At 71.1% G+C, this 18,336-nt stretch carries 12 protein-coding genes; 8 read left to right on the top strand and 4 right to left on the bottom strand.

Translation table 11 applies throughout. The annotated features are described in order from the left end of the window. Positions 1–297: 297 nt before the first annotated feature. Both D458_RS33085 and D458_RS37395 read right to left on the bottom strand, forming a co-directional pair. A complete protein-coding gene (locus D458_RS33085; protein ID WP_338036970.1) occupies positions 298–1,764 on the bottom strand; it encodes an NB-ARC domain-containing protein in 1,467 nt (488 codons plus the stop codon). Next, positions 1,653–2,792, bottom strand: a complete 1,140-nt coding sequence (locus D458_RS37395) for an AfsR/SARP family transcriptional regulator (RefSeq protein WP_017585941.1) — start codon at positions 2,790–2,792, stop codon at positions 1,653–1,655. The genes D458_RS33085 and D458_RS37395 overlap by 112 nt, the downstream gene beginning before the upstream one ends. Before the next feature lie 215 nt (positions 2,793–3,007). Here D458_RS37395 and D458_RS33090 point away from each other — a divergent pair, with 215 nt between their 5' ends. From D458_RS33090 to D458_RS0106655, 4 genes are all read left to right on the top strand, one after another. Continuing rightward, positions 3,008–3,406, top strand: a complete 399-nt coding sequence (locus D458_RS33090; protein ID WP_239647903.1) for a nuclear transport factor 2 family protein — start codon at positions 3,008–3,010, stop codon at positions 3,404–3,406. A 162-nt stretch (positions 3,407–3,568) separates the two neighbouring features. Further along, positions 3,569–4,207 carry an OB-fold-containig protein gene (locus D458_RS0106645; protein WP_017585943.1) on the top strand — a complete coding sequence of 213 codons (639 nt, stop codon included), beginning with the start codon at positions 3,569–3,571 and terminating at the stop codon, positions 4,205–4,207. A 234-nt stretch (positions 4,208–4,441) separates the two neighbouring features. Then, complete coding sequence (locus tag D458_RS0106650) at positions 4,442–6,487, top strand: flotillin family protein (RefSeq protein ID WP_026119056.1); 2,046 nt, start codon at positions 4,442–4,444, stop codon at positions 6,485–6,487. Between the two features lie 11 nt (positions 6,488–6,498). After that, positions 6,499–11,562: a DNA repair ATPase gene (locus D458_RS0106655; protein ID WP_017585945.1), complete on the top strand. Its 5,064-nt coding sequence runs from the start codon at positions 6,499–6,501 to the stop codon at positions 11,560–11,562. Between the two features lie 101 nt (positions 11,563–11,663). On the opposite strand, the gene D458_RS0106660 is transcribed toward D458_RS0106655, so the two are convergent. Next, positions 11,664–12,524: an alpha/beta fold hydrolase gene (locus tag D458_RS0106660; RefSeq protein ID WP_026119057.1), complete on the bottom strand. Its 861-nt coding sequence runs from the start codon at positions 12,522–12,524 to the stop codon at positions 11,664–11,666. A 239-nt stretch (positions 12,525–12,763) separates the two neighbouring features. Between D458_RS0106660 and D458_RS0106665 the strand changes: the two genes are divergently transcribed. Next, a complete protein-coding gene (locus tag D458_RS0106665; protein WP_017585947.1) occupies positions 12,764–14,356 on the top strand; it encodes an MFS transporter in 1,593 nt (530 codons plus the stop codon). A 141-nt stretch (positions 14,357–14,497) separates the two neighbouring features. On the opposite strand, the gene D458_RS0106670 is transcribed toward D458_RS0106665, so the two are convergent. Further along, on the bottom strand, positions 14,498–16,555 hold the full coding sequence (locus D458_RS0106670; RefSeq protein WP_017585948.1) for an acyltransferase family protein: 2,058 nt from the start codon (positions 16,553–16,555) through the stop codon (positions 14,498–14,500). A 90-nt stretch (positions 16,556–16,645) separates the two neighbouring features. On the opposite strand from D458_RS0106670, the gene D458_RS33095 reads away from it, so the two are divergent. The 3 genes from D458_RS33095 to D458_RS0106685 form a co-directional block, all read left to right on the top strand. After that, positions 16,646–17,125: a DUF5753 domain-containing protein gene (locus tag D458_RS33095; protein ID WP_338036971.1), complete on the top strand. Its 480-nt coding sequence runs from the start codon at positions 16,646–16,648 to the stop codon at positions 17,123–17,125. Between the two features lie 15 nt (positions 17,126–17,140). After that, complete coding sequence (locus D458_RS0106680; RefSeq protein WP_017585950.1) at positions 17,141–17,335, top strand: DUF397 domain-containing protein; 195 nt, start codon at positions 17,141–17,143, stop codon at positions 17,333–17,335. A 133-nt stretch (positions 17,336–17,468) separates the two neighbouring features. Then, positions 17,469–18,336 (top strand): aminoglycoside phosphotransferase family protein (locus D458_RS0106685; RefSeq protein ID WP_017585951.1); only part of this gene is annotated, 868 nt, incomplete at its 3' end.

Genomic DNA, 18,336 nt, shown 5'->3' on the forward strand with positions numbered 1-18,336 from the left:
ATCACCGAACGGGAAATTCTCCGGACGAGAGCTCGACAGAACGCCCTTCACCGCCACTTTTCACAAGAAGGGGCCCAAGCAGAACCCCGGGACTCCGAGCCCGGCAACCAAAAAATAACTCCACGTACAAAGACAACTACCGGAGGGCGCCGATCCCGCCTTTGAACAGCGTAGGAATAGCGGAGGGATAGGAAGGGGACAGCGCGGACCCCTACCTTGGCCCACAGCCGCACGACCACACGGAACCGACCTCCGAGGAGATCCGATGCGTACTGTCGGCCTCCGCGGGAACCGGCCTCAGGGGGAGAGGTGAGCGTCCCTCCGGAACCCGGTGACCGCCCCTTCCCCCTCCCGTGTCCCCAGGTGGGAGAGGTGGCGCAGGACCAGCGCGCGCCCTTGTTCCTCCCCCCGCTCGGTGAACACCGACAGAGCCCGCTCGTGCACGGACCGCGGGATCTCGCGGCCGGGTCCCTGGACGGACCCGGGGCTCCTCGGCGCCGCACCGGCCCGGGGAGCGGCTTCCGTCAGGGGCAGCGCGCTCTCGTACACACCGCGCAGGTCCTCGACGCCCCCGCTCCGGACCAGGAACTCGGAAAGCCCCGTCACCAGCCGCCAGCACTGCCGGTGCAGCCCTTCCCGCGCGGTGTGCTCCACCGTCTGGAACAGGTTGGCGCGCTCCTGCTCGAACCAGACCGCCGGGTCCGCCACGAGGCGCTCCACCAGGAGGTCCGGCGGGCTCCAGGGGGCGTGGACGGCGCCGGGACGGTCGTGCCCGCCCCCGCCGTTCCTCCGGTTGGCCGCCTCCACCAGGGCCGACCAGCCACCGGCCACCCGTTCCAGGGCGCGCGACCGCGCCGACTCGTCCTGTGCCTGGTACAGCTTCTCCCGTGCGTAGGCCCGTGCCAGGTCGGGGAACCGGTAGACCGGTTCCCCGGCCGGATCCCGGCCGACGACATCGAGCACGTAGGCGTCGACCAACGGCTCGGCCAGGTCGGAGGGCCACGTCCGGCGGTCGTCGAACACCGCCCCCACCGTCCAGGAGGGGATCGTCCGCCCCGCCACCATGCCGAGCAGGGCGAAGGCCCGGCTCTCCGCCTCCCCGAGGCTCTCGTACGTGAGCGAGAGACTGGCCCGGACCGTGAGATCCCCGTGGGTGAGCTCGTCCAGACGGCTGCGCTCGTCCGCCAACCGCTCCACCATGGCCGCGATCGGCCAGTGCGACCGGGCGGCCAGCCGGGCGGCGGCCACGCGCAGCGCCAGGGGGAGCCGGCCGACCATACGGACGAGTGTGCGCGCGGCACCCTCCTCCCGAGCCACCCGCTCCTCGCCGAGAACCCGGCACAGGAGCCGGACCGCCTGATCGGCGGTCAGTGGATCCATCTCGGCCGGGACGACACCGGGAAGAGCGGTGAACCGGGAGCGGGACGTGACGATCACTCCGCAGCGCCGGTGCCCGGGCAGCAGCGGCACCACCTGTGTCTCGGAAGCCGCGTCGTCCAACACGACCAGCACCCTGCGGTTGGCCAGCAGCCCCCGGTACACGGAGGCCCGCTCGTCGGTGTCGTCCGGCACCTCCTGGCCGGCCATTCCCAGGGAGCGCAGGAACCGTCCGAGCGCGTCCGCCGAGTCCACCGGTTCGCCCCCGGTCCCCCTCATGTCGCAGTAGAGCTGCCCATCGGGATAGTTCTGTCCGGCGAGCAGGTGCGCCGCCCTGACCGCGGTGGAGCTCTTGCCGACGCCGGGCCTGCCGACCAGCACCGCCACCCCGGTGGCGCGGTCACCGACCAGGGCGTCCCCCACCACCGCGAGGACGTCCTCCCTCCCCACGAAGTCGGCGATCGCGTGGGGCAGTTGGCGCGGCACCGGTCCGCCCGAGGTGATCCGGGACGGCCCCGCCCCGTTCCGCGCCGGGCCCCCGACCGGGGAGCCCTCGGCCGGGGAGCCCTCGGTCGGGGAGCCCTCGGTCGGTGCGGGCCGCGCCGCGGCCACCGCCTCCACCACGTACGCCGCCCGGTCCGGTCCGGTGCGGCCAGGCCGGGGTCCCCGGCGAGAATGTCCCTCTCCAGCGAGCACAGGCGTTCCCCGGGGGCGACTCCCCGCTCCCTCTGCAACAGCTCACGGCCGACCCTGTGGACCTCCAGGGCCTCCGCCCGCCGCCCGGTGCGGTACAGCGCCAACATCAGTCCGGCGCGCATCCCCTCCCGGAACGGGTACTCCTCCACCAGGCGGCCGGCCTCGGCCACCGTCTCGGCGTGCCGACCCAGCCGGAGCTCGGCGTCGAGCACCTTCTCCAGCAGGCCCGCCCGCACCTCGTCCAGCTCGACCGCCTTCGCCTGGACCGCCCGGCAGTCCACCCCGGAAAGGGTGGGCCCGCGCCACAGCCCGACCGCGCGGCGCAGAAGCCGGACCGCGTCCTCGTCCTCGCCCCGGGCGAGCAGGTCGTCGGCCCTGTGCGCGAGCAGGCGCTGGTGCTGGAGGTCGACCGTCCCCTCGGGGGTGCGCAGCACGTAGCCAGGGCTCCTGGTCTCGATGACCGCGCCCGTGGAGACGATCAGGCGGCGCAGGCGGGAGACGCAGATCTGCACCTGGGTGCGGGCGGTTTCCGGCGGGTCGTGCTCCCAGAGGACGTCGAGGAGATAGTGCGTCGAAACCACGTGTCCGGCCTCCAGGAGCAACGAGGAAAGCACCGCCTGCTGCCTTCCCGAAGGGACCTTCAGAGGGCCGGAGCCGCTCTCGACGAGAAGCGGCCCGAGGGCACGGAACAGCACTTTCTCCGACAACAGGTCACCCATGACGAACCCCGCCTTTCATGGCCACCCGTCCCGGAACACTCACACTCGGATCCCGGAACTCAGCGCACGAGCGGCTCGCAGACAAAGAAATACCATTCGACCACAAAACCCCAAAAGCAACAACGATAGTCGGGAAATAAGAAATGAACATGCCCGCGGACGATCATTCAGGGGACGGGAGGCAGGCAGAGGGCGATCACGAGAGGAGGCACACCGTGCGGGACACCGCCGGAGGACGACGACAGCGCAGCGACCAGGTGGCCAGGATCGGACTCGAGCACGTGCTGCTGTTCTACGACTACCTCGACCTGGGCGACCTCGACAGCTGCATGTCACTCCTGGACACAGGGGCCAGCTTCCACCTCCCGTTGGGGAGGACGGCTCGGGGAAAGGCCGAGTCGGGCGCGCTCGCCCGCACACACCTCAGCGGCCGGGGCATGCACCGGATCCGTCGACGGCGCACGGACGGGGAGACCGTCGTCGTGGAGGGCGACTTCACCGACCTCGGCACCCTGACCACGGTCGGGTTCACCGACCTCTTCGGTTTTTCCGAACACGCGCTGATCTCCTCGTGGCACAGGGTCCATGACTCCTCTCGGACACCTCGCGCGTGAGCCGTCCGTGGAACGCCTGATCCACGACTACCCCGCACGCCGGCCCGACGACAGCCTCGGGCAGTGTCCACAAGTGGTCAGGACGGGCCCCGAAGCATCGGCTGATCTGGGGCGTTCGGTAGAGTTCCGGCACGGTCGCGACGGTAGGAGTGGGTGCACGGGATGGGGCTTTTCCTCGGTGCGGCCTTCGGGTTCCCCACGGTCCTGTTCACGCCGATGCTCGTCGTCGTGCTGGGCTACTGGGTCTTCGTGGTCGTCGGCGCGGCCGACACCGAGATGCTCGACAGCGTCGACGCCGACGGTGACGCGGCCGGGCTGAGCGCGGTGCTGAGCAAGGCCGGCTTGGGAAGGATTCCCGTGACCGTGGCCCTGACGATGCTGATCTGTGTCGCCTGGTTCGTGAGCATGATGGGAAGCATCTTGACCAGCCTCGTCGACACCTCCTCCACACCGCTGCTGTACGCGCTCGGCGCCGTGGTCCTGCTCATCGCGCTGGTCGCCGCCTGGGCGGTCACCAGCGGTGTGGTCATGGGCTTCCAGCGCTTCCTGCCCAAGCGCAGGAGCGACTCCAAGCACGAACTGGTCGGGCGCACCTGCGTGATCCGGATCGGCGAGGCCCGCGAGGACTTCGGCCAGGCCGAGATCACCACCGCGGGCGGCGCCGCGATCTCCATCCCCGTACGCACCACCAGCGGTGAGGTCCTCCCCCTGGGCAGCACCGCGCTGATCTTCGACCACAGCCCGGACGACGACGTCTTCCTGGTGACCGCCTTCGACGCGGCGCTCGACCCCGGCCAGTAGCACCCGGGGCCCGGAGAGCCTCCGGAGGGCTCCCCGGCCGCCTGACCACGCACGCTCCCCTTCGCCCGCGGTGACCAGGGACGTTCCTTGCGTCTCCGCCGGAACCGTTCGCCCTCCGGGCGCGTCATACCCCCACAACGAACGCTCCTCGCCCCTCGGGCCGGTGCCCCTCCACCGCCCGACCCCCCACGGTGCCGAGCGGCCCCCGTTCCCTGCGCAGAAAGAGACCCCTACGTGTTGCTGAGTGCATCCTCCACCGGGCAGGAGGCGGCCGACGCGGCCTTCCTGACCGTCGGCGTCGCCCTGGCCGTCGGCATCGTCGTCCTCATCGCCCTCCTGCTGATGGTGACGAGACTGTTCCGCAAGGTCGAGCAGGGCAAGGCCCTGATCATCTCCAAGGTGCGGGACGTCCACGTCACCTTCACCGGCTCCATCGTCCTCCCGGTCCTGCACAAGGCCGAGATCATGGACATCTCCCTCAAGAGCCTGACCCTGGAGCGGGGCGGCCGCGAAGGCCTGACCTGCAAGGACAACATCCGCGCGGACATCAAGGTGTTCTTCTACGTCCGGGTCAACGAGACCGCCGAGGACGTCAAGAAGGTCGCGAAGGCGATCGGCACCGAGCGCGCCAGCGACCAGGACACCCTCCAGGAGCTCTTCAACTCCAAGTTCTCCGAGGCCCTCAAGACGGTCGGCAAGCAGTTCGACTTCGAGGAGCTGTTCACCCACCGCGAGCAGTTCCGCCACGCGATCGTGTCGCTGATCGGCACCGACCTCAACGGCTACATCCTCGAGGACGTCGCCATCGACGAGCTGGAGCAGACCCCCCTGCACCAGCACGACGCCAACAACATCCTCGACGCGCAGGGCATCTCGAAGATCACGGAGCGCACCGCCAAGGAGCACAAGCGCACCAACGAGTTCGAGAACGACCGCAAGAAGGAACTCGACCGCCAGAACACGGAGACCGCCGAGACCCTCGCCGAGCTGGAGAAGCGCCGCGAGGAGGCGGCCGCCAAGGCCAAGCGCGAGATCGAGATCATCCGCGCGCAGGAGGAGGCCGAGACCGCCCGGGTCCAGGCCGAGGAGCGCCTCAAGGCCCAGACGGCCAACCTGCGCACCGACGAGCAGCTCGGTGTCCAGTCCGAGAACCAGCGCCGTGAGATCGCCGTCGCCGAGAAGAACCGCGAGCGCGTCATCGCGATCGAGACCGAGCGCATCGAGAAGGACCGCCTGCTGGAGGTCATCGGCCGCGAGCGCGAGACCGAGCTGAGCCGCATCGCCAAGGACAAGGAGGTCGAGGCCGAGAAGCGCGAGGTCGCCGACGTCGTCCGCGAGCGGATCGCCGTCGACCGCACCGTCGCCGAGCAGGAAGAGGCGATCAAGAAGCTCCGCACGGTCGAGGAAGCCGAGCGCCAGCGCCAGGCCGTCATCATCCACGCCGAGGCCGAAGCCCAGGAGAACCTGGTCAAGGACATCAAGGCCGCCGAGGCCGCCGAGGCCGCCGCCAAGCACAAGGCCCAGGAGGAGCTCACGCTCGCCGAGGCCCGCCAGCAGGCCGCCGAGCTGGACACCCGCGCCAAGATCCGTCTCGCCGAGGGCCTGCAGGCCGAGGCCGCGGCCGCCGGTCTGGCCGAGGTCCAGGTCCGCGAGCAGGACGCCGAGGCCGTCGAGAAGCTCGGCCGCGCCGAGGCCGTCGTGGCCCGTGAGAAGGCCGACGTCGAGGCCGAGGCCGTCGAGAAGAAGCTGCGCGCCGAGGCCGCCGGTCTGACCGACAAGGCCGCCGCCATGGCCGCCCTGGACCAGGTCAGCCGCGAGCACGAGGAGTACCGCCTGCGCCTGGACGCCGAGAAGGAGGTCCGCCTGGCCGGGATCGACGTGCACCGTCAGGTCGCCGAGGCCCAGGCCACGGCGATGGCCGCCGGTCTGGAGAGCGCCGACATCAGCATCGTCGGCGGCGACGGCGCCTTCTTCGACCGGATGGTCAACTCGATCGGCATGGGCAAGGCCGTCGACGGTTTCGTCGGCAGCTCCGACACCGTGCAGGCGCTGGGCAGCGGCTGGCTCAACGGCGAGGGCAACTTCGCCGAGGACATCAAGAAGATCCTGGCCGAGGCCGACACCGAGGACGTCAAGAACCTCACCGTCTCCGCGCTGCTGCTCAAGCTCATCGCGGCGGGCGGCCCCCAGGCGGGCAAGCTCGACAACCTGCTCACCACGGCCCGCTCCATGGGCCTGGACCAGCTTCCCGTGAACGCTCTCGCCCCCGTGAAGCAGTGAGGTAGTCCTCCGTGACCGAGGCCCACTCCCAGGAAACACAGACCCGGGAGACCGACGGCCCCGGGCCGGAAGCCGAGGACGCGCGGTCGCTGGACGCGGGCACCTACGAGGTGCTCCGCGCCCGGCTCCGCGAACAGACCGGTGAGCTGGCCCGGCGGACCGAGGAACTCAACAACCGCCGTCTGGAGGTGTTCGGCGGAACCGAGCTCTCCCTGCGCGGCACCGAGCGCATCCGGACCGAACACAACTGCGTGCCCCGGGACATCGTGAGCGTCGGACGCTCCGTCGGGGCCGACGCCGACGGGGACATGATCCTCTTCGGCTACAACGTCTACATCGGCATGCAGAGCCGGACGCACGTCTCCGACGTGTTCTCCCTGCACCGGTACGAGCACGGCGGTGACTCCTTCGAGTTCACCGACGCGGCCGAGGGCGACGTCCCCGGCCTGCTCGCCGACGAGCGGTTCCAGCAGGAGTTCGCTCAGCTCTACCGCTACTACCGCGACGCCCGCCTGCTCCAGCTGCGCCGGGTCGAGGAGCGGCTGCTCGCCGTGTTCCAGATCGGCCCGCGCACCGAGGACGTGCGGGTGCTGCGGTGGACGGTCTCGCCCACCGGCGAGATCGCCTACCTCGACGACCGCGGCGAACGCGACCACGTGTTCCCGCCCTCGCACGACTTCTCGTGGACGGAGGCCACCCGCGAGAACCACGTGACGGGCCGGCACCCGCACATCTCGATCCGCGACGAACTGTTCGTGGAGACGGTCGGCGGCGACCTGACCATCAAGGTCGAGAACAACACCGAGGTCGGCGAGGGCATCTACAGCGAGCCCGTCGACGAGCCGCTGCAGAGCCTGGCCGACGCGTCCGTGTTCCACGCGCAGGTCGGCGCGCTGATCCTGCTGAAGGTCCTGCCGTACAACGAGTCCGCGTGGCGCCACCTGGTCTTCAACACGCGCACCAAGGAGGTCGAGCGCCTCGACGGCATCGGCCAGTCCTGCCAGCGCCTGCCCGACGACCAGGGGCTCATCTTCCCCGGCGGCTACTACCTGGCCACCGGGGTGGCGCGGACCTTCGACACCGACGTCACCGACCTGGAGTTCGAGCGCGTCGTGCGCTCGCCCAACGGCGAGGACGTCCTGTACGTCTTCCACTCGAGGGCGGACGGCCGCAGCCTGCTGCTGTCGTACAACACCATCCGCAAGGAGGTCGCGAACCCGATCGTCTGCCACGGCTACTCGCTGTTCGACGACGGGACGATGACGGTCTTCCGCGAGACCTCCGGTGAGCCCACCCGGGTGCACCCCATGCAGGTGTGGCAGACCCCGTACGTGTCCGACGTGTACGCGGCCGCGCAGCCGGTCGGCACCGGGCCGCTGGAGCGGATCGGCAACGCCGAGCTGGTCCAGGGTGTGTCCGAGTGCCTGTCGGTGGCGCGGATCGCCGAGGACATGCGGCCCTCCACCGAGGTGTTCGAGGCGCTCATCGCCTCCTGCCGCCGGGTCCTGGACCGGTTCCACTGGCTCGGTGAGGAGGAGCTGGGCGACCTCGCGGGGCCGCTGGGCGAGGTCCGCTCCACGGCGGAGCGGGTCCTGGACGAGTTCGAGACCGTCCAGGAACTCACCCGGCAGGCCGCCGGCCACCTCCGTGAGACCGAGGAGAAGGTCACCGCGCTCATCCGCCGCTCCCGGGGCGAGACCCCGCGTTCGGCCGAGGGGTGGGTGACCCGGCTGACCGACCTGCGCCGCGCCCAGGGGCAGGCGGCCACGCTGCGCGAGATGCGCTACGTGGACACCGGCCGGATCGACGCGGTGGAGGAGGACCTCGGTGAGGAGATCGCCTCCGCCGGGCGCCGCACCGTGGCCTTCCTCGAACAGGACGACGCCTTCGACGGCTACCACTCCGAGGTGGAGCGGCTGGTCGAGGAGGCCGAGGCCCTGGAGGCGGTCAGCGCCGCCACCGCGGTCGGCGAGCGGATCGCCGAACAGACCGAGGGCCTGCAGGTCGTCACCGAGGTGATCGGCTCCCTCGACATCGGCGACGCCCAGGTGCGCACCCGCATCCTGGAGCGGATCAGCGAGGTGATGGCCGGGGTCAACCGGGCCCGCGCCACGCTGGAGTCACGGCGCAGGGAACTGCTGGCCCTGGAGGGCCGGGCCGAGTTCGCCGCCGAGTTCGCCCTGCTGGGTCAGGCCATCACCGGGGCGATCGCCGCCGCGGACACCCCGGACCGCTGCGACGAGCAGCTCGGCCGGATCATGCTCCAGCTGGAGAACCTGGAGTCGCGCTTCGCCGAGTTCGACGACTTCCTCCAGGAGCTGTCGGACAAACGCGAGGACGTCTACGAGGCGTTCTCCACCCGCAAGCAGGCGCTGGTCGACGAGCGCTCCCGCAGGGCCGACCGGCTGGCGTCCTCCGCCGCCCGGGTCCTGGAGGGTGTGCACCGGCGGGTCGCGGCGCTGACCACGCTGGAGGACATCAACACCTACTTCGCCTCGGACGCGATGGTGACGCGGCTGCGCCGCACCTCCCAGGAGATGCGCGAGCTCGGCGACACCGTGCGCGCCGAGGAGCTGGACGGCCAGATCCTGGCCGCCCGGCAGGAGGCGGGGCGGGCGCTCCAGGACCGCACCGACCTGTTCGAGGGCGGTGCCGGAGGGGAGACCATCCGACTGGGCAAGCACCGGTTCGCGGTCAACACCCAGCCGATCGACCTCACCCTCACCCCGCACGACGGTCACATGTCGGTGGCCATCACCGGTACCGACTTCCGGGCGCCCGTCAGGGACGAGGCGTTCCAGGAGACCAAGCACCTGTGGGACCGGCTGCTGGTCTCGGAGAGCCCGGAGGTGTACCGGGCCGAGTACCTGGCCACGTCGATCCTGACCGCCGCCGAGGAGGGCACGGACGGCCTGAGCCTGGACGCCCTGCGCGACGCCGAGCTGCACGCCGAGAAGGGGGACTCACTGCAGTCCCTGGTGCGCGGGGTCGCGGAGTCCCGGTACGACGAGGGGTACGAGCGGGGCGTGCACGACCACGACGCCACCCGCATCCTCTCCTCGCTGCTGCGGCTGCGCGCCGGCGCCGGTCTGCTGCGCTATCCCGGGCGGGCCCGGGCGGTCGCGCAGCTGTTCTGGGCGTACGGCACGGGCGAGGGCGACGCCGGGCGGGAGCGGCGGGGGGCCTGGAGGACCAGGGCGTCCTCGCTGGCCCGTGCCCGGAGCGTGTTCGGAGCACGGAAGTCGGCGGCGATCGACGGTCTGCGCGCCGAGCTCGCCGAGGGTGTGGACACCTTCCTCACCGAGACCGGCCTGTACCAGGACACCGACCTGGAGCTGGTGGGCGACTACCTGTTCGAGGAACTGGCCGCGGACGGGCCCTCCGAGCGCGGGTTCGTCTCCGGTGCCGGCGCCCGTCAGCTGCTGGACCGGTTCCACCGGGCGCTGGGCAGCACGCGGGAGACCACCCGCAAGGCCTTCGAGGAGGACCTGCGCAGGCTCGGCGGCGACGTGGCTGCCCGGCACCAGCTGGTCACGGCGTGGCTGGAGGCGTACGCCACCACGCTGGAGGAGCCGCCCGCCCCGGGCGACCTGCCCGAGGCCGCGGCGATCGAGCTGACCGGCGGGGACGTGGAGCGGTACGAGTCCTCGGCGGCGGTGGGCGAGCGGGTCTCCGGGCTGCTGGGTTCGCACCCGCGGATCAGCGAGCGCTCGCTGGAGGTGCGGCTGGACGAGATCCTGCCGCGCACCCGGCGGTTCCGCACCGTCGAGGTGCCCGCCTACCGGGACTTCCAGCGCCGGCGCAACGCCCTGGTGGCCGACGAGCGCGAGCGCCTGCGGCTGGAGGAGTACCGGCCCAAGGTGATGAGCGGGTTCGTGCGCAACCGGCTGCTGGACGAGTCGTACCTGCCGCTGATCGGCGACAACCTCGCCAAGCAGCTGGGTGCGGCCGGGGACGACAAGCGCACCGACCAGAGCGGTCTGCTGCTGCTCATCTCCCCGCCCGGCTACGGCAAGACCACGCTCATGGAGTATGTGGCGAGCCGTCTCGGGCTGGTGTTCGTCAAGGTCAACGGACCGGCGCTGGGGCACGCGGTCACCTCGCTGGACCCGGCCGAGGCCCCGGACGCCACCTCCCGCCAGGAGATCGAGAAGATCTCCTTCGCGCTGGAGATGGGCAGCAACACGATGCTGTACCTGGACGACATCCAGCACACCAACCCGGAGCTCCTGCAGAAGTTCATCTCGCTCTGCGACGGCCAGCGCCGGATGGAGGGCGTGTGGGAGGGCCGCACGCGCACCTACGACCTGCGCGGCAAGCGGTTCGCGGTCTGCATGGCCGGCAACCCCTACACCGAGCAGGGCAAGCGGTTCCGGATCCCGGACATGCTGGCCAACCGGGCCGACGTGTACAACCTGGGTGACGTGCTGTCCGGCAAGGAGGAGCTGTTCGCGCTCAGCTACATCGAGAACGCGCTCACCTCCAACCAGACCCTGTCGCCGCTGTCCACCCGGGACCGTGAGGACGTGTACACGTTCGTGCGGATGGCCCAGGGGGACGACTCGGTCGGCACGGATCGGTTGAAGCACCCCTACTCGGCGGCCGAGGTGGACCGGATCGTGTCGGTGCTCCAGAAGATGCTGCGGGTCCAGGAGGTGGTCCTGGCCAACAACCAGGCCTACATCGCCTCGGCCGCGCAGTCCGAGGACGCCCGGACCGAACCGCCGTTCCAGCTGCAGGGCTCGTACCGGAACATGAACCGGCTCTCGGAGAAGATCGTGCCGGTCATGAACGAGGCCGAGGTGGAGGCCGTCATCGACGACCACTACCTGGGCGAGGCCCAGACCCTCACCTCCGGCGCCGAGGCCAACCTGCTCAAGCTCGCCGAACTGCGCGGGGTGATGACCCCCGAGCAGGAGGAGCGCTGGCGCGAGGTCAAGGAGGGCTTCTGCCGCGGCCGTGCCCTGGGCGGGTCCGACGACGACCCCATGACCAGGGCCATCGGTGCGATGGGCCTGCTCGCCGACCGTGTCGGCGAGATCGGCACCGCCATCGAACGGGGATCCGAGAGGTAACCGCGCGGTCCGCTCGAAGGCCGGGGGCCGCCGTACCCGTGAAGGGCACGGCGGCCCTTCGCGTGTCCGGCCCTCGCGCTGTCCCGGCCGTCTCCGCGCGCTCAGAGAGGCGCGGTGTGTTCGGCGATGGCCCCGACCACCTCGTCCCAGAGTGCCGGCGGCGGGTGCTGGTGGCCCACGCCGGAGAGCGGGTGCAGGCGGGCGCCGGGGATCTCGGCCGCGAGGGCTTCGGCATGGGGGTAGGGGAAGAGCGGGTCCTCCCGCCCGTGCAGCACGAGGGTGGGCGCGGTGATCTCGCCGAGCCGGTCGCCCAGGGGCGTCGCGGCGACCAGCCAGTGGTTGGCCGCGGAGGCCATGCCGCCGCCGCGTTCCATCGCCCGGGTCACGATCCTGCGGATCCGGTCCGGGTCGACCGGAGCACCTCCTGCGAAAACGCGCTCCGTGGCGACCATGTGCTCCACCACCGCGTCACGGTCGTTCCAGTCGGGCTCGGGCAGCGGTTCGGCGAACGACCGCGAGACCGCCTCGGCCGGCGGTGGCAGCTCCTGGTGCTGGTTCCCGGAGCTCACCGCCGTGGTGGACATCAGGGTCAGCGACGCGACCCGGTCGGCGTTCCACACACCGAGGTACTGGGCGATTCCGCCGCCCGAGGAGATCCCCGCGACGTGCGCCCGGGGCAGCCGCCAACCGTCCAGTACACCGATGGCGTCGTGGACGAGGGCCTCTCCGGAGTAGCCGGGCTCACCGACCGGGAAGCGGGTCGACCGCCCGGTGTCCCTGCTGTCGTAGCGCACGACGAAGCGCCCCGCGGCGGCGAGGAGTTCGCAGAACCCGTCCTCCCACCAGTCCATCGACGTCTCGTTCCCGGCGATCAGCAGGATCGGCGGGTGCCCGGCCTCCCCGAAGGCCTGCGTGCAGAGTTCGACGCCGCCCGCCTGGATCATTCGCTCGTCGGATCGCATCGGGCCCCCGGTCTCGCGCGGTGTGGTGGTCGGGGACACTACCCGCCGTCCCCGCACGCCACACGGGTCCCTCACCAGGAGGCTGCTGCCGTTTGCGGGCCACCGGTCGCCGGCCGGACCCGGGGCGGGGCCTCCTCCGGGCCGCCGCCCCGGCGTGACCCGCGCCTCACCGCATTGACATCAATATTAGTTGAGCTTTTAGCCTCCTCAATATCACCCCCGAACATGAGGAGGCCCCCGTGGCCGCCAACTCCCCACCCCGCGCGGGCCGCCGAGAGTGGACCGGTCTCGCCGTCCTGGCGCTGCCCACACTGCTGCTCGCCATGGACATGACCGTCCTCCACCTGGCCATCCCCTCCCTCACCGCGGACCTGAGACCCACGACCTCCCAGATGCTGTGGATCCTGGACGTCTACGGCTTCCTCATCGCCGGGTTTTTGATCACCATGGGCACCCTGGGCGACCGCATCGGACGGCGCAGACTCCTCCTCATCGGAGGCGCCGCGTTCGGTGCCACCTCCGTTCTGGCCGCCTTCTCCAGCAGCGCCGAGATGCTGATCCTCGCCCGGGCACTGCTCGGCGTCGCGGGCGCGACCCTGATGCCGTCCACGCTCTCCCTCATCCGGACGATGTTCCGCGACCAGGCGCAGCGCACGGTCGCCGTCAGCGTCTGGATGGCGTGCTTCGCCGTCGGCGGCGCCCTGGGCCCGCTCCTCGGAGGGCTCCTCCTGAGCCGCTTCGAATGGGGATCGGTCTTCCTGCTCGGCGTGCCGGTGATGCTGCTCCTGCTGGTCCTGGCCCCCTTCCTGCTGCCCGAGCACAGGAACGCCGACGCCGGACACCTGGACCTGCCCAGCGCGGCGCTCTCCCTCGCCGCGATCCTGTCGCTCGTCTACGGCCTCAAGGTGCTGGCCGAGCACGGTCCGGGCACCGCACCGCTCGCCTTCCTGGCCCTCGGGCTGATCACGGGTCTGGTCTTCGTCCGCCGCCAGCGCACCCTCGCCGACCCGCTCGTCGACCTCACCCTGTTCCGCGACCGAACCTTCAGCACGGCGGCCGCGCTGCTGACCGTGGGTCTGATGGTCATGGCGGGGTCCCAACTGTTCACGCTGCAGTACCTCCAGCTCGTGCAGGGACTCTCACCCCTCCAGGCCGGCCTGTGGTCCCTGCCCAACGCCGCCGGGCTGATGGTCGGGGCGATGAGCGCTCCCGCCCTCGCAGCCAGGACCCGCCCGGGGCTGGTCATCGCGGGAGGCCTGGGGCTGACCGCGGGAGCCCTGTCCGCGCTGACTCTGGTCGACGCCACCGGAGGTCTGCTGATCCTGGTGGCGGCCTCCACCCTGATGGGCGTCGGCCTGGGTCCGATGGCTGCTCTGGGAACCGACCTCATCGTGGGATCGGCGCCGGTGGAGCGTTCGGGAACGGCCTCGGCCCTGTCCGAGACCGCGACCGAGCTCGGCGCCGGCCTGGGTATCGCGGTCATGGGAAGCATCGGCTTCGGCGTCTACCGCAGCCGGATCTCCGAGTGGGCGCCCGAAGGCGTGGACGTCCACACCGCCCGCGAGTCCCTGGGCGCCGCGGTGGACCTCGCTCGGAGCCTGGAAGCCCCGCTCGGAACGGAACTGCTCGCCGCGGCCAGGGAGGCCTTCGTGAGCGGGCTGCACGTCACCGCCGCCGTCGGCGGCGTGACCGCCCTGATCATGGCGGTGCTGGCCGCCCTGCTGCTCAAGCAGACCCCCCGGGCGGAAGAGGGTGAGAGGGCTCCGGCCGGGCGGAGCACGGAAACCGACACGGGCGAGACCGGCCGGGAGATCGCGCCGACCGGTGTCTGAGGCCGGGCTCCGGGCCGCCCTCCCCAGCAGGGGAACGACAGCACCGGAGCGTACGGGTCAGGACCGCCCTCGACATCGCCTGCACGGCCGCCGTATCCGTACGGGTGCGGCGGCCGCTCTCGTGTCACCACCCGGCGGCGGCTACCACTCGGTGGCGGCGAGGAGGCGCTTCTCCAGTTCCGGGGCGAGGGTGCGCATGTAGGTGGTGGTGATGTGGCCGGCGTCCCAGTAGACGAGCACGTTGCCGACGACCGGATGGCAGGCGTCGGGCTCGCACAGCAGGTCGGTGAGGTCCAGCGGGACGGTGTTGGCGGGGAGTCCAACGCCGTCGAGCGGTGACTGCTCGGCCATCGACTCCGCGGGCGGGACCGCGCACTCCCGCGGAGTGGACTCGGAGAGGCAGTCGGGGGCGTCGAAGGGCAGGCGCGGGGTGTCGCGGACCGCGACGACCTCGATGTCCAGGTCCGCCAGCTCGTGCCAGCGGTCGACGTAGCCGTCCACCAGGACCTCCTCGCCGAAGCCCGCCGAGGCGTCCAGACTCGTGGTGGTGCCGGTGGTGAAGACCGCGTCGGGGCGCAGGGCGCGGAGTTCGGTCATGGCGTTGCGGTTCCACTCGGCGCACGCGGTGTAGGGCTCGCCCTTGTAGAGCTGGGGTGCGTCGGTGAACAGGCAGGCGCCCTTGGTGATGTTGACCAGCTGCCAGTTCCGGCGCTCGGCGATCTGTTCCAGGGCGGGGAACCAGTGTGCGGCGTGGGAGCCGCCGACCAGGGCGACGGTGCGGTCCGGGTCGTCCGAACCGTAGACGCAGGTGATCGCCTCGGCTCCGGCCGTGGACTGGTTGCAGCCGTCGTCGTAGGTGACGGGGACGTCCTGGGCCGCCGAGGCCGGAGGCGGGTGGACCGGGTCCGGGTACTCGCCGTGGTCGCCGTGACCGACGCTGAGCAGCGCGGCCGCGCCCGGGTAGCGGGTCGGGTCGGCGAGCAGCTCCTCCAGCTGGCGCTGCTGGGCGTCCAGCCGGGCTGTCCACAGGCCTGTGGACAGCACCACGGGCACCAGGCAGGCCGCGGCGACCACCGGAGCGCGCAGCCGCGACCCGCCGCGGCCGGCCTCCACGATCCGGTCCGAGAGCGGTGTCGTCACCGCGGCCAGGGCGACCGAGAGCGCCAGAACGGCGGCGCCGCCGAGCGGGTCGGCCAGATCGCGGCCGGTGATCGACAGGTGGAACACCAGCACCGGCCAGTGCCACAGGTACAGGGCGTAGGAGATCGAACCCAGGTAGCGCACCGGGCGCAGGGTCAGCCAGCGGTCGGCGCTCCAGCGGGAGCCGGTGGTCCCGGCGACCACGATCGCGGCCGCCGCCAGGGTCGGCCACAGGGCCGCGTAGCCGGGGAAGACCGTGGACACCTGGAGGAGCACCCCGCACAGGACCAGCGCGGCCAGGCCGAGCCAGCCCAGCAGGAGGCGGACGGCCCGCGGCGGATTCAGGTACGGCAGGACCAGAGCGAGCAGCCCGCCGAGCGCGAACTCCCACAGGCGCGCGCCGGTGTCGAAGTAGGCCCACGGCTGGTCCGCACGGGTCATGAGCACCGAATAGGCCAGGGAGAGGACGAAGACCGCGCCCAGCGCGATGACCAGGACCCGGCGCCGGGACGCCCCCTTCCGGGCCGACCACCACACGGCCAGGCCGATCACCAACGGCCACAACAGGTAGAACTGTCCCTGGATGGACAGGGACCAGAAGTGCTGGAAGAGGCTCATGCCGTCGTCGCGGGCCAGGTAGTCGACCGACCCGAGCGCCAGGTGCCAGTTCTGGTGGTAGAACGCGGCGGCCAGGGCTTCGGAGATCGTGTCGCGCCAACGCGCCTCCGGGAGGAGTAGGCGCGCGCCCACCAGGGACACCACGATCACCAGCGCCGCGGTGGGCACCAGCCGCGCCGCGAGCCGCCCGAGGAAGGCGCCGTAGTCGAGTCTTCCGCGTTCGGCGGCCCGCACCAGCGATCCGGTGACCAGGAATCCCGTGAGCAGCAGGAAGACGTCGACGCCGCCGGAGACCCGTCCGAACCACACGTGGTAGACGGCCACCAGGAGGACGGCGACCGCGCGCAGGCCGTCGATCTCCTGCCGATGGCCGGTCTTCGGAGGAAGGGCGCTGCCGACGCGGGGGACGACGGGGGGCGAGTCGGGTCTGATCGCATTCACGAGGAGACCAGACTCGCGGCCCCGTGTGACGGCCCGGGATACGAAGGCTGACGTCCACGGAAACCCGCAGGAAAACGGGGTCCCGTGTGGGTGGGGTGGGGTTCAGAGGAGTCCGGCTGCCCGGAGGACCTCCTGACCGATCGTCTCCGCGGCTGCCAGTCCGAGCAGGAGTGTGGCGCTCACGGCGACCGCGGGCCACTCCTTCCAGCGGCGCGGAGCCCGGTGACGTTCTGGACCGTGCTCGATGAGCTCGCGCTCCTCCGTATAACCCCGGAGTTGTCCGGCCAGCTGGAGTACCTGCTGGAGATGGGAAACCGCCCGAACATCGGCATCCAGGTACTTCCCATCAGCAGGGGGCCACACGCGGCGATGAACGGGAACTTCGTCATCATGGACTTTCCGCCGCCGGATCTTCCCGTGGTCTACCTTGAAGCCATGTCCGAGGAGATCTACCTGGAGAAACCGCAGGAGATCACCCGGTACCAGCACGTGTATGACTACATGCAGGCCGAGGCCCTGTCCGTGGCGGAATCACGCCAGCTGATCACTGACCGACTCGCATCCCTTTGAAGTGAAGGGCGCACCATGCCTGAGACATCCCACCTGACGTTCCGCAAGTCCAGCTACTCCGGCTCCACCACACAGAACTGCGTGGAGGTCGCCGACCTCCCCGCCGGCGCTGCGGTGCGCGACACCCAGAACAGAGACGCCGGGCACCTCAGCTTCGCCGGAGCCGAGTGGACCGCCGCTCTCGGCGCCATCCGCGCCGACCAGTTCTGAGCCCTCCAGAACGGACACGCCCCCGGCCTCCGATACCGGTCGGGGGCGTCGACGTTCAAGGTCTCTGAAGTGCAGTACCGGTGAGAACCCGTAGGCAAACGGGTCGCGGCCGACCCCGGTATCGTTCCTCCGCATGACCGAGATCACCGCGGAGCTCGTCCGCGACCTGCTGCGGGACCAGCACCCGGACCTGGCCGAACTGCGCCTGCGCGAGGTGGAGGGCGGTTGGGGCAACCAGATGTGGCGCCTCGGGGACGAACTGGCCGTGCGGATCCAGCGCATGGACACCGACCCCGGCCTCCAGCTCAAGGAGCGCCGGTGGCTTCCGCAGCTCGCCCCGCATCTGCCGCTGCCCGTCCCCGTCCCGGTGCGCAGCGGTGCTCCCTCCGCGCGTTTCCCCAAGGTGTGGACGGTCATGACGTGGGTGCCGGGTCTTCCCCTGGACCGCGGCTCGATCACCCGCGGCGAGCACGCGGCCGACACCCTGGCGGCGTTCCTGCGGGCGCTGCACACACCGGCGCCCGCCGACGCACCGGTCGTCACGGGCCGCGGCGCGCACCCCGAGGACTGCGCGGAAGGCTTCGACCAGTTCTTCGACTCCCTCGACGCCGACGCGATCGGCTCCGACGCCGCCGACGTCCGGGCTGTCTGGGAGGACGCCGTCGCGGCCCCGGCATGGCAGGGTCCGCCCGTGTGGGTGCACGGCGACCTGCATCCCGCGAACGTCGTCGTCGCCGACGGGACGCTGGCGGGCATCGTCGACTTCGGCGACCTGTCCGTCGGAGATCCGGCCACGGACCTGGCTGCCGCCTGGGTCCTGCTGCCGGAGGGCGCGGCCGCGCGCTTCTTCGCCGTGTACGCGGAGGCCGACCAGGCGACGGTCCGGCGTGCCCGCGGGCTGGCCGCGCTGAAGAGCCTCTTCCTGATGCTGATGGGCCAGAACGGGGAGCGCGGCCTGCCCGGCGGCAAGCCGGCATGGGGGCCGGCGGGACGGGCGGGGC

The organism is Nocardiopsis ganjiahuensis DSM 45031 (assembly GCF_000341085.1).
Lineage (GTDB): Bacteria > Actinomycetota > Actinomycetes > Streptosporangiales > Streptosporangiaceae > Nocardiopsis > Nocardiopsis ganjiahuensis.

Bases quoted from the DNA above. Each gene is read 5' to 3' on its own strand.
- D458_RS37395 (WP_017585941.1), bottom strand. From the start codon at position 2,792: ATGGGTGACCTGTTGTCGGAGAAAGTGCTGTTCCGTGCCCTCGGGCCG.
- D458_RS0106645 (WP_017585943.1), top strand. From the start codon at position 3,569: ATGGGGCTTTTCCTCGGTGCGGCCTTCGGGTTCCCCACGGTCCTGTTC.
- D458_RS0106660 (WP_026119057.1), bottom strand. From the start codon at position 12,524: ATGCGATCCGACGAGCGAATGATCCAGGCGGGCGGCGTCGAACTCTGC.
- D458_RS0106680 (WP_017585950.1), top strand. From the start codon at position 17,141: ATGCCTGAGACATCCCACCTGACGTTCCGCAAGTCCAGCTACTCCGGC.